The 16996-nt window shown below is 71.1% G+C and carries 17 protein-coding genes; 10 read left to right on the top strand and 7 right to left on the bottom strand.

All coding sequences use genetic code 11. From position 1 onward, the window contains the following. Window positions 1–22 precede the first annotated feature (22 nt). On the top strand, window positions 23–661 hold the full coding sequence (locus M0L44_RS18045; RefSeq protein ID WP_252771287.1) for a BON domain-containing protein: 639 nt from the start codon (window positions 23–25) through the stop codon (window positions 659–661). A gap of 4 nt (window positions 662–665) precedes the next feature. Here the strand turns inward: M0L44_RS18045 and M0L44_RS18040 are convergent, their stop codons facing one another. Genes M0L44_RS18040 through M0L44_RS18025 form a run of 4 tightly spaced genes read right to left on the bottom strand, consistent with a single transcriptional unit; the run spans window position 666 to window position 4473 of the window. Further along, window positions 666–1559 (bottom strand): NAD(P)-dependent oxidoreductase, encoded by an 894-nt coding sequence (locus tag M0L44_RS18040; RefSeq protein WP_435526443.1) that lies wholly within the window; start codon window positions 1557–1559, stop codon window positions 666–668. A 5-nt stretch (window positions 1560–1564) separates the two neighbouring features. Continuing rightward, entirely contained in the window at window positions 1565–2701 is a 1137-nt protein-coding gene (locus M0L44_RS18035; RefSeq protein ID WP_252771286.1) for a PilT/PilU family type 4a pilus ATPase, read from the bottom strand. Window positions 2702–2736: 35 nt separating this feature from the next. Further along, window positions 2737–3393, bottom strand: coding sequence for a cyclic nucleotide-binding domain-containing protein (locus tag M0L44_RS18030; RefSeq protein ID WP_252771285.1), 657 nt, complete (start codon window positions 3391–3393; stop codon window positions 2737–2739). A 36-nt stretch (window positions 3394–3429) separates the two neighbouring features. Then, on the bottom strand, window positions 3430–4473 hold the full coding sequence (locus tag M0L44_RS18025) for a type IV pilus twitching motility protein PilT (protein ID WP_252771283.1): 1044 nt from the start codon (window positions 4471–4473) through the stop codon (window positions 3430–3432). A 62-nt stretch (window positions 4474–4535) separates the two neighbouring features. On the opposite strand from M0L44_RS18025, the gene M0L44_RS18020 reads away from it, so the two are divergent. Further along, window positions 4536–5237: a YggS family pyridoxal phosphate-dependent enzyme gene (locus tag M0L44_RS18020; RefSeq protein ID WP_252771281.1), complete on the top strand. Its 702-nt coding sequence runs from the start codon at window positions 4536–4538 to the stop codon at window positions 5235–5237. A gap of 31 nt (window positions 5238–5268) precedes the next feature. Here M0L44_RS18020 and M0L44_RS18015 read toward each other — a convergent pair whose 3' ends face one another. Further along, window positions 5269–5505 carry a hypothetical protein gene (locus M0L44_RS18015; RefSeq protein ID WP_252771278.1) on the bottom strand — a complete coding sequence of 79 codons (237 nt, stop codon included), beginning with the start codon at window positions 5503–5505 and terminating at the stop codon, window positions 5269–5271. A gap of 102 nt (window positions 5506–5607) precedes the next feature. Then, entirely contained in the window at window positions 5608–6099 is a 492-nt protein-coding gene (locus M0L44_RS18010) for an Lrp/AsnC ligand binding domain-containing protein (protein WP_256490345.1), read from the bottom strand. A 95-nt stretch (window positions 6100–6194) separates the two neighbouring features. On the opposite strand from M0L44_RS18010, the gene M0L44_RS18005 reads away from it, so the two are divergent. The 8 genes from M0L44_RS18005 to dsbD all read left to right on the top strand — a co-directional run bounded on the left by M0L44_RS18005 (window position 6195) and on the right by dsbD (window position 15904). Continuing rightward, entirely contained in the window at window positions 6195–9227 is a 3033-nt protein-coding gene (locus M0L44_RS18005) for an L-glutamate gamma-semialdehyde dehydrogenase (protein WP_252771276.1), read from the top strand. A gap of 179 nt (window positions 9228–9406) precedes the next feature. Then, complete coding sequence (mrtJ, locus tag M0L44_RS18000) at window positions 9407–9736, top strand: JDVT-CTERM system glutamic-type intramembrane protease MrtJ (RefSeq protein ID WP_252771274.1); 330 nt, start codon at window positions 9407–9409, stop codon at window positions 9734–9736. A gap of 16 nt (window positions 9737–9752) precedes the next feature. Further along, the gene (locus tag M0L44_RS17995; protein ID WP_252771272.1) at window positions 9753–11081 is read left to right on the top strand and encodes a choice-of-anchor D domain-containing protein; all 1329 of its coding nucleotides are present in this window, start codon (window positions 9753–9755) and stop codon (window positions 11079–11081) included. Then, entirely contained in the window at window positions 11068–11658 is a 591-nt protein-coding gene (locus M0L44_RS17990) for a TlpA family protein disulfide reductase (RefSeq protein ID WP_252771270.1), read from the top strand. Before M0L44_RS17995 ends, M0L44_RS17990 begins: the two co-directional genes overlap by 14 nt. Continuing rightward, complete coding sequence (locus M0L44_RS17985; protein WP_252771268.1) at window positions 11655–11903, top strand: DUF4266 domain-containing protein; 249 nt, start codon at window positions 11655–11657, stop codon at window positions 11901–11903. Before M0L44_RS17990 ends, M0L44_RS17985 begins: the two co-directional genes overlap by 4 nt. Beyond that, entirely contained in the window at window positions 11890–13053 is a 1164-nt protein-coding gene (locus M0L44_RS17980) for a DUF3570 domain-containing protein (protein ID WP_252771266.1), read from the top strand. The genes M0L44_RS17985 and M0L44_RS17980 overlap by 14 nt, the downstream gene beginning before the upstream one ends. A gap of 56 nt (window positions 13054–13109) precedes the next feature. Further along, window positions 13110–14003: an FAD:protein FMN transferase gene (locus M0L44_RS17975; protein ID WP_252771265.1), complete on the top strand. Its 894-nt coding sequence runs from the start codon at window positions 13110–13112 to the stop codon at window positions 14001–14003. Beyond that, window positions 14000–15904 carry a protein-disulfide reductase DsbD gene (dsbD, locus tag M0L44_RS17970; RefSeq protein WP_252771264.1) on the top strand — a complete coding sequence of 635 codons (1905 nt, stop codon included), beginning with the start codon at window positions 14000–14002 and terminating at the stop codon, window positions 15902–15904. The genes M0L44_RS17975 and dsbD overlap by 4 nt, the downstream gene beginning before the upstream one ends. Window positions 15905–15910: 6 nt before the next feature. Here dsbD and mnmH read toward each other — a convergent pair whose 3' ends face one another. Then, window positions 15911–16987 (bottom strand): tRNA 2-selenouridine(34) synthase MnmH, encoded by a 1077-nt coding sequence (gene mnmH / locus M0L44_RS17965; RefSeq protein WP_252771262.1) that lies wholly within the window; start codon window positions 16985–16987, stop codon window positions 15911–15913. Window positions 16988–16996 lie beyond the last annotated feature (9 nt).

Below are 16996 nucleotides of genomic sequence, written 5' to 3'. Positions count from 1 at the left end.
GCACCCCTTTTCAGGACCGAAGATGAAGAATGCAAGCCGTATCGTGACCCTGGCCAGCCTGCTGGCCGCCAGCCAATTGCTCAGTGCCTGTGCGCCGCTGCTGATCGGCGGTGCCGCCGTGGGGGGCGCCCTGATGTACACCGACCGCCGGACCTCGGGCGCCCAGGTCGAGGACGAGGCCATCGAGGCCAAGGCCTACAACCGCATCCGCCAGGCCATTGGCGACCGTGGCCATGTCAATGTCACCAGCTACAACCGCCTGGCGCTGCTGACCGGTGAGGTGCCCAGCGAGACCGACCGCACTGCGGTGGCCAATGCCGTGGCCGGTGTGGAGAACCTGCGCTCCATCACCAACGAAGTGGTCGTCATGCCCAACAGCTCGCTGGGCTCCCGCTCCAGCGACGCCATCGTGACCAGCAAGGTCAAGGCCACGCTGTTCGACGCCAAGGACGTGCAGGGCAATGCCTTCAAGGTGGTGACCGAGCGTGGCACCGTCTACCTGATGGGCGTGGTGACCGAACGCGAACTGAACCGGGCCACCGAACTGGCCCGCTCGATCAGCGGCGTGGAGAAGGTCGTGCGCGTGGCCGAGGTGGTCAGCGAAGAGCAACTCAAGGCGCTGCAGCCGGCACCCGCGCCGGCGGCCTCCGCGGCCCGCTGACCTTTCAGCGCAGGCGGCGGATCAGGCTGGAGGTGTCCCAGCGGCCGCCGCCCATCTCCTGCACGTCGGCATAGAACTGGTCTACCAGCGCGGTGATCGGCAGGCGGGCGCCGTTGCGGCGCGCTTCGTCCAGCACCAGACCCAGATCCTTGCGCATCCAGTCGACGGCAAAGCCGAACTCGAACTGGTCGTCCACCATGGTCTTGCCGCGGTTGTCCAGCTGCCAGCTCTGGGCCGCGCCCTTGCCGATCACGTCCAGCACCAGCTTCATGTCCAGCTGGGCCTGCTGACCGAAGGCCACCGCTTCCGACAGACCCTGCACCAGACCGGCGATGCAGATCTGGTTGACCATCTTGGCCAGCTGGCCGGCGCCGGATTCGCCGATGCGGGTGACGGCCCGGCTGTAGGCCATGGCCACCGGCTTCATGGCTTCAAAGGGGGCCAGTTCGCCGCCGCACATCACCGTCAACACGCCGTTCTCGGCGCCGGCCTGACCGCCGGACACCGGGGCGTCGATGAAGTACTTGCCGGCCAGGCGGGCGACTTGGTTGAGCTCACGCGCCACTTCCGCGGAGGCGGTGGTGTGGTCGACGAAGATGGCGCCTTCCTTCATGCCGGCGAAGGCGCCGTCCGGGCCCAGCACCACCGAGCGCAGGTCGTCGTCGTTGCCCACGCAGGCAAACACCAGGCTGGCCCCGGCCACCGCCTCGCGGGGCGTGGCGGCACTGCGTCCGCCGTAGGTCGCCACCCAGGCCTCGGCCTTGGCGGCGGTGCGGTTGTAGACGGTCACCTCGTGACCGGCCCGTTGCAGATGGCCTGCCATCGGCGAGCCCATCACGCCCAAGCCGAGGAAGGCCACCCGCTGCGGCGGCACGCTGTCGTAGGTCTTGTTCGGCATGGTGTTCAGATGATGGTCAGGTTTTCGGTGCCGGCGGCCAGGTCGCCGACCCGCGCCCGCTTGCTGTTGAGCTTGATCTGCAGCCGCAGGTCGTTGACCGAATCGGCGTTACGCAGGGCGTCTTCGTAGGTGATGGCGTTGGCCTCGTAGAGGTCGAACAGGGCCTGGTCGAAGGTCTGCATGCCCAGTTCGCGCGAGCGCTTCATCAGTTCCTTCAACTCACCCACCTCACCCTTGAAGATCAGGTCGGCCATCAGCGGCGTGTTGAGCATGATCTCCACCGCGGCGACGCGGCCGCGGCCTTCCTGGCGTGGGAGCAGGCGCTGGGAGATCATGCCCTTGAGGTTCAGTGACACGTCCATCAGCAACTGGTCGCGCTTCTCCTCGGGGAAGAAGTTGATGATCCGGTCCAGCGCCTGGTTGGCACTGTTGGCGTGCAGCGTGGCCATGCACAGGTGGCCGGTCTCGGCGAAGGCGATCGCCAGCTCCATGGTCTTGCGGTCGCGGATCTCACCCATCAGGATCACGTCCGGTGCCTGGCGCAGGCTGTTCTTCAGCGCGATGTCCCAGTCCTCGGTGTCGATGCCCACCTCACGCTGGGTGATGATGCAGTTCTTGTGCGGGTGCACGAACTCCACCGGGTCTTCCACCGTGATGATGTGGTCACAGGCATGCTCGTTGCGCCAGTCCACCATCGAGGCCAGCGAAGTGGACTTGCCCGAGCCCGTCGCCCCCACCAGGATGACCAGGCCGCGCTTGGTCATCGCGATGTCCTTGAGGATCTGCGGCAGGGCCAGTTCGTCGATGGTGGGCAGCTCCTGCGGGATGGTCCGCAGCACCATGCCCACATGGCCCTGCTGCATGAAGGCGCTGACCCGGAAGCGGCCGACGCCCTGCGGTGAGATCGCGAAATTGCACTCCTTGGTGCGCTCGAAGTCCGCGGCCTGCTTGTCGTTCATGATGGCCCGCGCCAGTGCCACCGTGTGCGAGCCCGTCAGCGGCTGGGGCGAGACCTTGGTGACCTTGCCGTCCACCTTGATGGCGGGCGGGAAGTCGGCGGTCAGGAAGAGGTCGGAGCCCTTGCGCGTGACCAGCAGCTTGAGCAGGTCGTTGACGAACTTCGAGGCCTGGTCGCGTTCCATGGAGGTTCTCCGTCAGCGGATTCGGTCGGGTGGTGTCATTCGCTGGCCTGGCCACCCCGGGCCAGTTGCACCGACAGGCGGGCACTGACCTGGCGCAGGCGCAGCGACAGGCGCTTGGCCAACCAGGCCAGCACTGCGGCCGCCAGCCGGGGCTCATCGTTCATCATGGCCTCCAGCGCCTGGCTGGGCAGCACTGCGGCGACCAGCGGGGTCAGTGCGGTGCAGGAGCAGAAGCGCGTGCCGCCATCGAGCACCGACATCTCGCCCAGCACATCGCCCGCGCGCGATTCGTTGATGCGCACTTTGGCGCCCGAGGGTTGCAGCCGGTCATCGGCCACCACGCCCTTGAGCAGCACCACCAGATAGTCGCCCTGCTCGTCCTGGCCAATGATCTGGCGGCCACTGTCGAGCTGGACGAACTCGAAGTAGCCGCCTAGCACGCCCAGGTCGACGCCTTCCAGCCCGGCGAACACCGGGTCCTGGTGGAACCACTGCTGCAGCAGCGCCAGGCCCTGGACGGTGTCGAACGGGCGGGCGCCCAGCTCGCCGGCCCGCGCCTGCCAGGGGGCGAGCAACTGGGTGTCGCCCTCATGGTCCATCAACTGGGTGGCGAAGAAGCCGGCGTCATCGGGGCGCGGCGTTCCATCGGCCGGATCGGCCGTGCGGCGGAGGCGGGAGAGCAGCTGTTTCACGGTCACGGCGGTACTGCGAGGGGCGGTGAGGCGGGATCAGCCCGGGAAGTTCTCGGGGAACTTGGCCCGCACCCGGGCTTCGGAGGCGGCCACGAGGTTGCGGCGCACCAGATCGGCCAGGCACTGGTCCAGCGTCTGCATGCCCTGGCTCTGGCCCGTCTGGATGGAGGAGTACATCTGGGCCACCTTGTTCTCGCGGATGAGGTTGCGGATGGCCGAGGTGCCGATCATGATCTCGTGCGCGGCCACACGGCCCTGGCCGTCCTTGGTCTTGCACAGGGTCTGCGAGATGACCGCCACCAGCGATTCGGACAGCATGGCGCGGACCATGTCCTTCTCGGCAGCCGGGAACACGTCCACGATCCGGTCGATGGTCTTGGCGGCGCTGCTGGTGTGCAGGGTGCCGAACACCAGGTGGCCGGTCTCGGCCGCGGTCAGCGCCAGGCGGATGGTCTCCAGGTCACGCAATTCGCCCACCAGCACCGCGTCCGGGTCTTCGCGCAGCGCGGCGCGCAGGGCGTTGGCAAAGCTGTGGGTGTGGGGGCCCACCTCGCGCTGGTTGACCAGGCACTTCTTGGACTCGTGCACGAATTCGATCGGGTCTTCCAGCGTCAGGATGTGGCCGTACTCGGATTCATTGAGGTGGTCCACCATGGCGGCCAGGGTGGTGGACTTGCCCGAACCCGTCGGGCCCGTCACCAGCACCAAACCGCGCGGCTTGAGCGCCAGATCACCGAACACCGGCGGGCAGTTGAGCTGCTGCAGGGTCAGGATCTTGGACGGAATGGTCCGGAACACTGCACCCGCACCGCGGTTCTGGTGGAAGGCGTTGACCCGGAAACGCGCCAGCCCCTGGACCTCGAAGCTGAAGTCGCACTCCAGCGTGTCCTCGTACTGCTTGCGCTGCACGTCGTTCATGATGTCGTAGACCATCGCATGCACCTGCTTGTGGGGCAGCGGCTCGACATTGATGCGGCGGACATCGCCATGCACACGGATCATCGGCGGCAGGCCAGCAGAGAGGTGCAGGTCCGAGGCCTTGTTCTTCACCGAGAAGGCCAGCAGTTGGGTGATGTCCATGGCGTGGTGTGTGGGAGTCCCTGGGCACCCTGGGCAAGGGCGTCGTTTATGCTCGGGTGATCATGGTCAGTATCGCGCAGAACATACTACAAGTCCGTCACCGTCTGAACGCGGCCTGTGAGGCGGCGGGACGACCGGCCGACGCCGTGGCCTTGCTGGCGGTGAGCAAGACCTGCCCGCCCGAAGCGGTGCGCGAAGCCTTCGAAGCCGGACAGCGGGCTTTTGGCGAAAACTACGTCCAGGAAGCGCTGGCCAAGATCGAGGCCCTGGCCGACCTGCAGCCGCGGCCCGTCTGGCATCTGATCGGGCCGCTGCAAGCCAACAAGACGCGGGTGGTGGCCGAGCAGTTCGACTGGGTCCATTCGGTGGACCGGCTGAAGATCGCTGAAAGGCTGTCGGCACAGCGGCCCGCCGGGCTGCCACCGCTGCAGATCTGTCTGCAGGTCAACATCAGTGGCGAGGCCAGCAAGAGCGGTGTCACGCTGGACGAACTGCCCGCGCTGGCGCAGGCGGTGGCGGCCTTGCCGCGGCTGACCCTGCGGGGGCTGATGGCCGTCCCCGAACCTGCGGAGGATCTGGCCGCCCAGCGGCTGCCGCACCGCCGCCTGCGCGAAGCGCTGGAGGCCCTGAAGGCCCAGGGCTTGGCGCTGGACACCCTGTCGATGGGCATGAGCGCCGATCTCGAGGCCGCCGTGTTTGAGGGCGCGACCGTGGTGCGCATTGGCACCGCCATCTTTGGCGCCCGGCCACGGCCGGTGGGCTGACCGCCGCTGCGATCGGCCCAGGCCGCTCGGTTCAACTGCGGGATCGGTCCCGCTCTGGCGCGAACCACAGGCGCCAGGCCGGGTCGTCCGCGGGCAGGGGCAGCTCCTGCACGGTCAGGCCACGCTGCAGGTCCAGGCTGGAATCCAGCCAGCCCGCTTCGGCCTTGGGGCCGCGTGGGCGGACAGGCGACAAGGGGCGGGGCAGGGCGGTCGGGGGGAAGGGGGCGAACAAGAAATCCTCGTCCAGGGCATGGGGTACTGCTTCCATGCCGGACATGCTCGCGGCCGCTCCGGCGTCTGGCCATCACCCCAAGGGGGGTGTTCGACGGGCGGCTTCCCCCGTCCGGGGGATGTGGGGATGCCCTCGGACTCAGAAGTCCAAGGCAGTGGTATTTTTCACCTCTTCCATGACGGCATAGGTGCGGGTTTCGCGCACGCCGGGCAGGGTCCAGATGACGTCGCCCACAAAGGTGCGGTAGGCGGCCATGTCGGACACCCGGGTCTTGAGCAGGTAGTCGAAGCCGCCGGCCACCAGGTGGCATTCCAGGATTTCCGGCCGCACCTGCACGGCCGCACGGAAGGCGTCCATCACGTCGTGCACGGTGCGATCCAGCAGCACCTCCACGAAGACCATCAGCCCGGCGCCCAGCTTGGCCGGGTTCAGGCGGGCTTCGTAGCCCAGGATGTAGCCCTCCCGCGTCAGGCGCTTGACGCGCTCCAGCACCGCCGTGGGCGACAGGTGCACCTCCTCGGCCAGCTTGAGGTTGCTGATGCGGCCGTCGCCCTGCAGGACACGCAGGATGCGCAGGTCGATCTTGTCCAGCTCTCGGTCTTGCTCGTTTGTCTCTGACACGGGCTTCATGCCTTGAAAAACTCCAGCGAAACTAAAAAAGTCCGAATCTTTGTCGTGAATTGTCGCCGTAAGCTGTGTACTTATCCAGTTGGGTTTCTACTGCCATGCACACCGCTGCCGACCTTCATCTGCCGCCGCCGCAACAGCGCTTGCCATTTCCGTACCAGCCCGAGACCCGGGCCCTGGCGGCCGCACGGGCCCGGCTGGGCGAGGGCCTGGACTGGGCCGCGGCCGTGGCCGTGGCCGCGCCCTGGGTGGAGGCGGTGCGCGCCCACCCGGCGCCCTTCTGGGCTATGGAGTCGCTGCTGCGCGAGTACCCCATCTCCCGTCCCGAGGGCCTGGCCCTGATGCGCCTGGCCGAGGCCCTGTTGCGGGTGCCCGATGTGGAGACCGCGGTGGCGCTGACGGCCGACCAGTTGGGCCGAGCCGACTTCAGCGCCAACGACGGCAGTGGCGGCATGCTGGCCGGGCTGTCGGCGACCGCGCTGGCCATGTCGCAGAAGTTCCTGCCCGAGGCGGGCGAATCCGGCGGTCTGCTGACCCGGCTGGGCGCCCGCGGCGTGGTGGCGGCCACGGTGCGCGCCATCCAGCTGCTGGGCCGGCAGTTCGTGCTGGGCCGCTCCATCGACGAGGCCCAGGCCGAAGCCGACAAACAGCGCAAGGCCCAACCGCAGCTGCGCTTTTCCTACGACATGCTGGGCGAGGGCGCCCGCACCGAGGCCGACGCCGAGCGCTACCAGGCCAGCTACCTGAACGCGATCGCGGCCATCGCGCGGCACCAGGGCGACGCCTCGGTGGGGCCGGAAGGGCGCGATGGCATCTCCATCAAGCTCTCCGCCCTCTTCTCGCGTTACGAAGACGCCCAGCGCGGGCGCGTGCATGCCGAGTTGCTGCCGCGGGTCTGGGCCCTCATCGAGCAGGCCGCCGCGGCCGACATGAACCTCACCATCGACGCCGAGGAGGTGGACCGGCTGGAACTGTCGCTGGAGTTGCTGGACGCCCTGGCCGGCCGCATCGCGGCGGCCCTGCCGCGCTGGCGCGGTTTCGGCCTGGCGGTGCAGGCCTACCAGAGCCGTGCGCTGCCGGTGGTGGAGGCGGTGGCCGCCATCGCCCGCCGCCATGGGCTGCGCTTCATGGTGCGCCTGGTCAAGGGCGCCTACTGGGACGGCGAGGTCAAGCGTGCCCAGGAGATGGGCCTGCCGGCCTACCCGGTCTTCACGCGCAAGCCGCACACCGATGTGAACTACCTGGCCTGCGCCCGCGCCCTGCTGGCCCACCGCGACGTGATCTTCCCGCAGTTCGCCGGCCACAACGCTGGCACCATCGCCGCCCTGCTGCAGATGGCCGAGAAGGTCGGCGCGGTGCCGGGGCAGGACTTCGAGCTGCAGCGCCTGCACGGCATGGGCGATGGCGTGTTCCGCGAGGTGCTGAAGGATCCGCGCGTGTCCTGCCGCGTCTACGCCCCGGTGGGCGAGCACCGCGACCTGCTGGCCTACCTGGTGCGCCGTCTGCTGGAGAACGGCGCCAACTCCTCCTTCGTCCACCAGCTGGCCGACCCGAGCGTGGCCCCGGCCGAGCTGCTGCGCTCGCCGCTGCTGGAGGCCCATGACGGTGCCGGCCCGGCCGAAGGCCTGCCGCTGCCGCGCGATCTCTATGGGCTGGAGCGACCCAACGCGGCGGGCGCCGACCCCACCTGCCTGGAAAGCCGCCAGCCCCTGGCGGCCGCCATCGCTACGACCCGGGTGGACCCGGTGCCGCTGGCCAGCCAGGCCGACGTGGCCGACGCGATGCGGCGCCTGGCCCAGGGCGGGGCCGGCTGGAACCACCGCCCGGTGGACGAGCGCGCGGCGGTGCTGCGCCGCGCCGCCGACGCGCTGGAGGCCCGCCTGCCTGAGTTCTGCGGCCTGCTGGTGAAGGAGGCGCACAAGACCCTGGGTGACGCCATCTCCGAGGTGCGCGAGGCGGTCGACTTCTGCCGCTACTACGCCCAGCAGGCCCAGGCACGGCTGCAGCCGCAGGAGCTGCCTGGCCCCACCGGCGAGCGCAACACCCTGCGCCTGCACGGCCGCGGCGTCTTCGTCTGCATCAGCCCCTGGAACTTTCCGCTGGCCATCTTCACCGGCCAGGTGGTGGCCGCGCTGGTGGCCGGCAATGCGGTGGCCGCCAAGCCGGCCGAGCAGACCCCCGCGGTGGCCGCCCGCATGGTGGCCCTGCTGCACGAGGCCGGCGTGCCGGCCGATGCGCTGGCGCTGCTGCACGGCCCGGGCGAGACGACGGGCGCCGCGCTGGTGGCCCACCCGGCCACGGCCGGCGTGTGCTTCACCGGCTCCACCGCGGTGGCCCGCATCATCAACCGCACGCTGGCCGCCAAGGACGGTCCCATCGTGCCGCTGATCGCCGAGACCGGCGGCCTCAACGCCATGGTGGTCGACTCCACCGCCCTGCCCGAGCAGGTGGTCGACGCGGTGGTGCAGAGCGCCTTCCGCTCGGCCGGCCAGCGCTGCTCGGCCCTGCGTCTGCTGTGCCTGCACGAGGGCGTGGCCGACGGCATCCTGGCCATGCTGCGCGGCGCCATGCTGGCGCTGCGCCTGGGCGACCCGGCGGACTGGGCCACCGATGTCGGCCCGGTGATCGACGACGAGGCCTTCCAGAACCTGCAGACCCAGATCGCCCGCCTGCGCCGCGAGGCCACGCTGATCGGCGAAACACCGCTGCCGGCCGGGGCCGCCGTGCCGCGCCTGGTCGCCCCGGTGGCCTTCGAACTCGCCAGCGTGGGCCAGTTGCAGCAGGAGCTGTTCGGCCCGGTGCTGCATGTGGTGCGCTGGTCGGGCGACCCGGCCACGCTGGTGGCCCAGATCAACGCCCTGGGCTACGGCCTGACCTTCGCCCTGCAAACCCGCATCGACAGCCGGGCCGAGCGCCTGGCCGACCAGGCTCGCATCGGCAACGTCTACGTCAACCGCAACATGATCGGTGCGGTGGTGGGCGTGCAGCCCTTCGGCGGCGAGGGCCTGTCGGGCACCGGCCCCAAGGCCGGCGGGCCGCACTACCTCTACCGCTTCTGCGCCGAGCAGTGCGTGACCATCAACACCGCGGCGGCCGGCGGCAACGCGGCGCTGCTGGCCGGCGGGCATTGAGCGCCGACGTCCCGCCGCTGTCCCCTCCAGGCCGCCTTCGGGCGGCCTTTGCTTTTCCCTTGTGGTGTTTCTTAAGGCCGCCTGAAAGATCAGGAAAGACCGAGAGCGCAACATGCTGTTGCAAGCATTAAATGTGCAAATTGCACATTGATAAATAACATCTGCCCCATCGTGGAGACATGTGGGGGGCACAGGAGATGGTCGATGCGGTGGCTGCCGGCCTCGCGCTGGGCGCAGCCCCGGTGCTGGAGGAGACCGTCTTCCGGGCCGGGCTGCAGGACGCTCTGCTGCGCCGGGGCGTCTCGGGGGTCTTGAGCGTGCTGCTCACGGCCGGAGCCTTTGCCGCTGCCCATGCGCTGTGGCGGCCCGGCCCCTGGGCCTGGGCCACGGCCTTGCCGGCGTTGCTGCTGGGCGGGGTCTACCTGCGCACGCGCCGCCTCTGGCCCTGCATCGCCCTGCATGCGCTGTTCAACGCACTCTGGTGGGGCCTGCTGCGCCCCCTGGTCTGATTTTTCGGGAGCCGAGATGACACCTTTCCCTACTCCTTGCCCTTCGCCGGCCCGTCGCGTCCGACGCGCGGGCGCCCTGGTGGGGCTCACCGTGCTGGCGCCCGTGCCAGCCGCCTGGGCCCAGGACGCCACGCACGGCCAGGCCCTTTACCAGCAAGTGATCGTCACCGGCACCCAGACCTGTGCCGCTTCAGCCTGCCACGGCAGCGCGCCCAGCCGAAACCAGAACAAGATCGCCAGCGGAGCGAGCGCCTACACCATCGCCACCGGCATCGCCGGTGTCAGCCAGATGCGCGCACTGCAGGGGCAGCTCACCGAGTCGGACCTGAACGATCTGGCGGCCTATATTGCCGGCCAGACCGGCCGCACACCGACCTATTACCCGGTGTCCACCGCGCCAGCCGTGAGTCTGTCCACCACCAGCGTCGGCTTCGGCTCGGTGACCCTGGGGCTGACGGCCACCCAGACGGTGACGCTGACCAACAGCGGCAACGCGGCCCTCAGCGTGGGGACGCTCAGCAGCAGCCAGCCGGTCTTCACCGCCGGCAGCAACTGCCCGACCAGCCTGGCCGCGGGCGCCAACTGCGCGATCAGCCTGAACTTCACGCCGGCGCTGGCCGGCTCGTACAGCGGCACGGTCACCCTGCAGACCAATGCCTCCAATTCGCCGCATGCCGTCGCCGTCAGCGGCACCGGGGCGGCCGCCGCGCTGGCGCTGCTGGGCTGGCAAGGGGGGGTGAGCACCGTGGGCTTTGCCGACACCACCGTCGGCCAGGCGGCGGCCGGCCAGACCCTCACCCTGGTCAACACCGGCAATGCCTCCGCCACCCTCACCGCGGTGCTGCTCTCCGGCACCCAGGCGACGGACTTCAGCCTGTCGGGCAGCTGTGCCACGGGCGTGACGCTGGCCCCGGGGGCGAGCTGCACCGTCACCGTCGGCTTCCAGCCCACCGCCGCGGGCGCGCGCACCGCCAGCCTGCAGCTCACCACCAGCAATGCCACCAACCCCCCGGGGGTCAGCCTGACCGGCACCGGCGTGGCCAGCCCGTCGCCCGCGCCTGCCCCGGCACCTTCTCCGGCGCCCAGCCCGGCACCGCCCCCCGCGCCGACGCCCGCACCCACGCCGGCCCCCAGCCCGGCCCCCAGCCCGGCCCCCAGCCCGGCCCCAGCGCCCAGCCCGGCACCCGCTCCGGGCACGGACACCAATACGGGTGGTGGGGGCTGCAGCATCGGCCGCCCCGACACCCCGCTCGACCCCGTCTGGCCCACCCTGCTGGCGCTGTCCGCCGGGGTGCTGCTCCAACGCCGCCGTTCCCAAGGAGACCGCACTGATGACACGCCCTGATCGCTTCCCGACGACCGGCCCTGACCAGAGCCGCCGCCAACTGGCCGCTGGGCTGAGCATGGGCCTGACCGCCCTGTCCCTGCCCTGGCTGGGCCTGACCCCGGCGCACGCGGCCGAGGGCACCGAGGCCACCGGCCCGGCGCCCGACTTCGACCTCAGCGGCCCCGCCGGCCGCGTCCAGCTCTCGGCCCTGCGCGGCAAGGTCGTCTACCTGGACTTCTGGGCGTCCTGGTGCGGCCCCTGCCGCCAGTCCTTTCCCTGGATGAACGAGATCCAGGCCAAGCTGGGGCCACGCGGCCTGCAGGTGGTGGGTGTCAATGTCGATGCCCGCACCCCCGACGCCGAGCGCTTCCTGGCCGAGGTGCCGGCCCGCTTCACCGTGGCGTTCGACCCCAAGGGCGAGACACCCCGCCGCTACGCCATCAAGGGCATGCCCACCAGCGTGCTGATCGGCGCCGACGGCCGCGTCCGCTTCGTGCACAGCGGCTTCCGCCCGGAAGACCGCGCCGCGCTGGAAGCCCAGCTTCAGCAGGCCCTGGCGCAGGCCGCACCGCTGCGGCAGGGAGGCTTGGCATGAGCGCTGTCATCCATGCCGGGCGCCCCGTGCACCGCGGGCGACTGGCCGGCCTGGGCCTGCTGGCGCTGAGCCTGTTGGGCGGCTGCGCCGGCCCGCAACCCTGGGAAAAGGGCGATCTGGCGCGCCCGGAGATGCGCTTGGACCGCGATCCGCTGGAGGCACGCTTTGTCGGCCACGTGACGGCCAGCAAGGAAGCCTCGTCCGGTGGCGAAGGCGTGGGAGGAGGCGGCTGTGGCTGCAACTGAGGACCGCAAGACCGCGTCCGGCTGGGGCCTGATCGCCCTGGCCGCCTGCGCCCTGCCCGGGGTCATGCCTGCTGTGGTGACCGCCGTGCTGCCCGCCACCGCCCAGGCCGAAGAGGCCCCCGAGCAGGGGGTGGTGGCGCTGAAGTACTCCAGCTACGAGGACCGCCAGCCGGGCCTCAAGCGCCTGAGCGTGAAGTCGCCCTCGGCCTACCTGATGGCCCCGATCGGCCGCGAGTGGTCGGTCGAGGGCTCGGTCACGCACGACGACGTCTCGGGCGCTTCGCCGCGCTACTACACCGACGTCACCGGGGCCAGCCGCATGCACGACGACCGCAAGGCCGGCGACCTGCGCCTGACCCGCTACTTCGAGCGCAGCACGTTGAGCGTCGGCGCCTCGCATTCGGACGAGCACGACTACGTGTCCAACGCGCTGTCGCTGGCCGGCACCGTGGCCAGCGAGGACCACAACACCACCTGGAACTGGGGCGTGGGCGCGGCGCACGACCGCATCAACCCGGTCAACGACCTGGTGGACAACGAGACCCGCCGCACCACCGAATGGCTGCTCGGTGTCACCCAGGCCCTGACGCCGCAGGACATCGTCCAGGCCAACCTGACGCTCACGCGCGGCCGCGGCTACTTCAGCGACCCCTACAAGCTGTTCGACGCCCGGCCCCGCCAGCGCAACGCCACCATCGCCCTGGTGCGCTGGAACCACTGGTGGTCTGACCTGGGTGTGGCCAGCAAGCTGAGCTACCGCTTCTACGATGACAGCTTCGGTATCCGATCCCACACGCTGGAGCTGGCGGCCGACAAGCGTCTGTCGGACACGCTGGTGCTCACGCCCTCGCTGCGCTACTACACCCAGCGGGCCGCTTCGTTCTATTACGACCCGGTGTCCGACCCCAACGTCTACCCGGCGCCCTATGGCACGCCCACCGACAGCAGCACCGACCAGCGCATGTCGGCCTTCGGTGCCCTCGGGCTGGGCCTGAAGCTGGCCTGGCAGTTCGAGCCGGACTGGACGCTGGATGTGAAGGGCGAGCAGTACGAGCAGCGCAGCAGTTTGCGCCTGGGCGGCCATGGCTCGCCCGGTGTCGACCCTCTGACGGCCACGCAATGGCAACTCGGGCTGGCGCGGCGCTTCTGACCCGGCAGTCCCCACACCGTCCGCAGCCGCGGGCGGACGTGGAGACGGGCTGGCTGGTGGAATTCACCGCCATGGCCTCGCCCTGCCGCATCCGCCTGGCGGGTGTGGCCGACGAGGCGCAGGCCCAGGCGCTGGCGCAGGCCGCGGTGGACGAGGTGCGCCGCATCGAGCAGCGCTACTCGCGTTACCGGCCCGACAGCATCGTCTCGCGCATCAACGTGGCAGCCGGCAGCGGTCGCCCCGTGCCGGTGGATGCCGAGACCGCCCAGCTGCTGGACTTCGCCGACCTGCTCTACCGCCAGAGCGAGGGCCGCTTCGACCTCAGCTCCGGCGTGCTGCGCCAGGCCTGGGACTTCAAGGCGGCCCGCGTGCCCTCCGAGACCGAGCTGGCCCGCTGCCGCGAGCGCATCGGCTGGGACCGGGTGGTCTGGACCGGCGAGGCCATCGCCCTGCCGCGGGCCGGCATGGAGATCGACTTCGGCGGCATCGGCAAGGAATACGCGGTGGACCGCGCCGCCACCCTGCTGCTGGAGGCCGGCGTGCGCAGCGGCCTGGTCAACCTGGGCGGGGACTTGCGGGTGCTGGGTCCCCACCCCGACGGCCGGCCCTGGCGCCTGGGCGTGGCCCACCCACGCGCGCCCGGCGCGGTGGCGCTGGAGTGGGCGGTGCACGACGGCGCCCTGGCCACCAGCGGCGACTACGAGCGCTACTTCGAGCAGGACGGCCGGCGCTACTGCCACATCCTGGACCCGCGCACCGGCTGGCCGGTTTCGCACTGGCAGTCGGTCACGGTCGCCGCACCGTCCTGCCTGGCCGCCGGCGCCCTGAGCACCCTGGCCATGCTGGCCGGGCCGCAGGCGCCGGCCTTTCTGCAATCCCAAGGCGTGGCCTACGCCGCCCTGGACCCCCGGGGCGAACTGGTCGCGCCCGGCATGGAGCCTTCCGCATGACGCTGTTCTCTTCCCTTTTGCGCCGGACGCTGGCGCTGCTGGCGGCCGCCACGCTGGGGCTGGCCCTGGCACCCGCGCGGGCCGACGATTTCCTGGACCCAGCCCAGGCTTTTCCCTTGCAGGTACAGGTCACCGACGGCGGCCGCGCGCTGACTCTGCACTGGGCGGTGACGCCGGGCTACCACCTCTACCGCGAGCGACTGCAGGTGCGCGCGGCCGACCCTGCCGTCACGCTGGGGCCGCTGGCCCTGCCGCCCGGCCAGCGCCAGTACGACGCCAATCTGCAGAAGGAGGTGGAGATCTATGCCCAGCCGATTGACGCCACGCTGCCCGTGCAGGCCGGCGCCGGCCGCTGGCGGATCGAGGTGGACAGCCAGGGCTGCGCCGACGCCGGCCTATGCTATCCGCCGCAGACGCAGACCTTGCTGCTGCAGGCCGATGCCGGCGGCCTGCGCCAGGTCAGCCTGCTGGCCGACGGTGCGCCGCAGGACGCGCCGCAGGCGGCCAGCGCCGCAGCGCCTCAGGCGCAGGAGAGGGCTCAGGGGGTGAGCCTGGCGGCCTCCCCCGAGTCCGGCAACGGCGTCGAGCGAGCGCTGCGCTCCGGCAGCCTGCTGAGCATCGCCGGCGTGTTCCTGCTGGCCGGCCTGCTGCTGTCCTTCACGCCCTGCGTGCTGCCGATGGTGCCCATCCTGTCCTCCATCATCGTCGGCCAGGCGGGCGCCGGCCAGCCTCCCTCGCGGGCCCGCGGGCTGGCCCTGTCGCTGGCCTACAGCCTGGGCATGGCCCTGGTCTACACCGCGCTGGGCGTGGCCGCCGGCCTGCTGGGTGAGGGCCTGGCCGCCTATCTGCAGAAGCCGGCGGTGCTGGCCGCCTTCGCCGGGCTGCTGGTGCTGCTGGCGCTGTCGATGTTCGGCTTCTACGAACTGCAGCTGCCGCAGGCCTGGCAGTCGCGCATGGTGGGGGCCTCCACCCGCCTGCCGGGCGGGCGCCTGGGCGGCGTGTTCCTGATGGGCGGCCTGTCGGCGCTGATCGTCGGCCCCTGCGTGGCCGCGCCGCTGGCCGGGGCCCTGGTCTACATCGGCCAGACCCGCGACGTGCTGCTGGGCGGTGCAGCGCTGTTCAGCCTGGCCGCAGGCATGAGCGTGCCGCTGCTGCTGGTGGGCCTGTCCGCCGGCTCGCTGCTGCCGCGCGCCGGGGCCTGGATGGAGCAGGTCAAGCGCTTCTTCGGCGTGCTGCTGCTGGCGGTGGCGCTGTGGATGGTGTCCCCCGTGCTGCCGGCATGGGGCGTGATGGGCGGCTGGGCGCTGCTCTTGATCTGCGTGGCCGTGGGCCTGCGCGCCTTCGACGGCCTGGCGCCCCAGGCCCGCTGGCCGCAGCACCTGGGCAAGGGCCTGGGCATGGTGCTGGCCCTGGTGGGCGCGGCCCAGCTGGTGGGCGCCCTCTCGGGCGGGCGTGATGCCCTGCAGCCCCTGGCCCACCTGGTGGCATTGCGCGACGCTGCCGCGGCCCCGGGGAACACCGCGGCTCCGCAGGCAGAGGCGCCGCGCTTCGAGAAGGTGGCCGACCTGGCCGCGCTGGAGCAGGCGGTGGCCCGCAGTGACCGGCCGGTGCTGTTGGATGTGTCGGCCGACTGGTGCACGGCCTGCGGCGAGATGGAGCGCCTGACCTTCCGCGACCCGGCGGTGCAGGCCCGCATGGGCCGCATGACCCTGCTGCGGGCCGATGTGACGGCCAACAGCGCGACCGACCGGGCCCTGCTCAAGCGCTTCAGTCTGTTCGGCCCGCCGGGCATCGTCTTCTTCGACCCCCGGGGCGGCGAGCGCACCGGGGCCCGGGTGGTGGGCTATGTCGAGGCCGCGGCCTTCGCCCGCCACCTCGACAGCCTGCTGCCGGGCACCTGAGCGCGCTCAGGCGCCGGGTTCGCCGCCATCCCCGCCCAAGGCCCGCAGCGCCGGCCCCAAGGCCGCGACGGCCTCGGCGGTCAGGCGCTCGGCCGGCAGGGCCTGCGCCGTCTGCAGCTGCAGGAAGTTGCCGCGCTGCGAGCGGGCATAGGCCGGGTCGTAGTGCTCGCGCATCAAGGCCTCGAACAGCGGGGCCAGCTCGCCGGCGCGGGCCCAGGCCTGCCAGCGCGCCAGGGTCTCGTTGGCCAGCAGGCCGTGCAGCCGCCCCAGGGTCTGGGCCAGGGCCTCGCCGTCGGCGCCCAGATAGGCGTAGTCGCGCAGCAGGTACTCCAGCCGCGCGGCCAGCGGGGCCTCCACCGTGATGCAGGGGCTCTGCCGCAGCCGCTCCACCAGGGCGTTGGGCAGGGCGATGCGGCCGATCTTGCGGCTCTCGGCCTCGACGAACACCGGCCGCGCCAGGTCGAAGCCGGCCAGGGCCTGGGCCAGCCGCGTCTCGAAGGCCTTCTGCGAGGGCTGTTCCACCCCGGGCATCGCGCCCAGCACCGAGCCCTTGTGGGCGGCCAGGCCTTCCAGGTCCAGCACCTGGGCGCCGGCCCGGGCCGCAGCCTGCAGGATGGCCGTCTTGGCGCTGCCGGTGGGGCCGCACAGCACCCGCAGCGGCAGGCGCGGGGCCAGGGTGTCGATGCGCTCGATCACCTGGCTGCGCCAGGTCTTGTAGCCGCCGCGCAACTGCACCGCGGGCCAGCCCACCATGCGCAGCCAGGTCACCATGGAGCCGCTGCGCAGGCCGCCGCGCCAGCAGTAGACCAGCGGCCGCCAGTTGGTGGGCTTGTCGGCCAGCGGGCCGCGCAGGTGGCGCGCCAGATTGGCCGCCACCATGGCCGCGCCCACCCGCCGGGCCTCGAAGGCGCCGACCTGCTTGTAGAGCGTGCCGACGATGCGGCGCTCCTCGTCGTCCAGCACCGGGCAGTTGATGGCGCCGGGGATGGCGTCCTCGGCGAATTCGGCGGGCGACCTCGCATCGATCACCGTGTCGTACTGGTCCAGGGCGTCCAGGCCGACGGGATCATGGGGAAAGGGCATGCGCCCCTG

The sequence above is a fragment of the Ideonella oryzae genome (genome assembly GCF_024055665.1).
Classification (GTDB): Bacteria; Pseudomonadota; Gammaproteobacteria; order Burkholderiales; family Burkholderiaceae_C; genus Ideonella; species Ideonella oryzae.
The sequence above is the reverse complement of the archived record's forward strand: the minus strand, read 5'-3'. Positions and strand labels throughout refer to the sequence as shown.

What these genes read in the sequence shown, in the direction of transcription:
- M0L44_RS18045 (WP_252771287.1), top strand. Translation starts at nt 23, where the DNA reads ATGAAGAATGCAAGCCGTATCGTGACCCTGGCCAGCCTGCTGGCCGCC.
- M0L44_RS17995 (WP_252771272.1), top strand. Translation starts at nt 9,753, where the DNA reads ATGACACCTTTCCCTACTCCTTGCCCTTCGCCGGCCCGTCGCGTCCGA.
- mnmH (WP_252771262.1), bottom strand. Translation starts at nt 16,987, where the DNA reads ATGCCCTTTCCCCATGATCCCGTCGGCCTGGACGCCCTGGACCAGTAC.
- mrtJ (WP_252771274.1), top strand. Translation starts at nt 9,407, where the DNA reads ATGTGGGGGGCACAGGAGATGGTCGATGCGGTGGCTGCCGGCCTCGCG.
- M0L44_RS17990 (WP_252771270.1), top strand. Translation starts at nt 11,068, where the DNA reads ATGACACGCCCTGATCGCTTCCCGACGACCGGCCCTGACCAGAGCCGC.
- M0L44_RS18025 (WP_252771283.1), bottom strand. Translation starts at nt 4,473, where the DNA reads ATGGACATCACCCAACTGCTGGCCTTCTCGGTGAAGAACAAGGCCTCG.
- M0L44_RS17985 (WP_252771268.1), top strand. Translation starts at nt 11,655, where the DNA reads ATGAGCGCTGTCATCCATGCCGGGCGCCCCGTGCACCGCGGGCGACTG.
- M0L44_RS18035 (WP_252771286.1), bottom strand. Translation starts at nt 2,701, where the DNA reads ATGGAACGCGACCAGGCCTCGAAGTTCGTCAACGACCTGCTCAAGCTG.
- M0L44_RS18020 (WP_252771281.1), top strand. Translation starts at nt 4,536, where the DNA reads ATGGTCAGTATCGCGCAGAACATACTACAAGTCCGTCACCGTCTGAAC.
- M0L44_RS18010 (WP_256490345.1), bottom strand. Translation starts at nt 6,099, where the DNA reads ATGAAGCCCGTGTCAGAGACAAACGAGCAAGACCGAGAGCTGGACAAG.
- M0L44_RS18005 (WP_252771276.1), top strand. Translation starts at nt 6,195, where the DNA reads ATGCACACCGCTGCCGACCTTCATCTGCCGCCGCCGCAACAGCGCTTG.
- M0L44_RS18015 (WP_252771278.1), bottom strand. Translation starts at nt 5,505, where the DNA reads ATGGAAGCAGTACCCCATGCCCTGGACGAGGATTTCTTGTTCGCCCCC.
- dsbD (WP_252771264.1), top strand. Translation starts at nt 14,000, where the DNA reads ATGACGCTGTTCTCTTCCCTTTTGCGCCGGACGCTGGCGCTGCTGGCG.
- M0L44_RS18040 (WP_435526443.1), bottom strand. Translation starts at nt 1,559, where the DNA reads ATGCCGAACAAGACCTACGACAGCGTGCCGCCGCAGCGGGTGGCCTTC.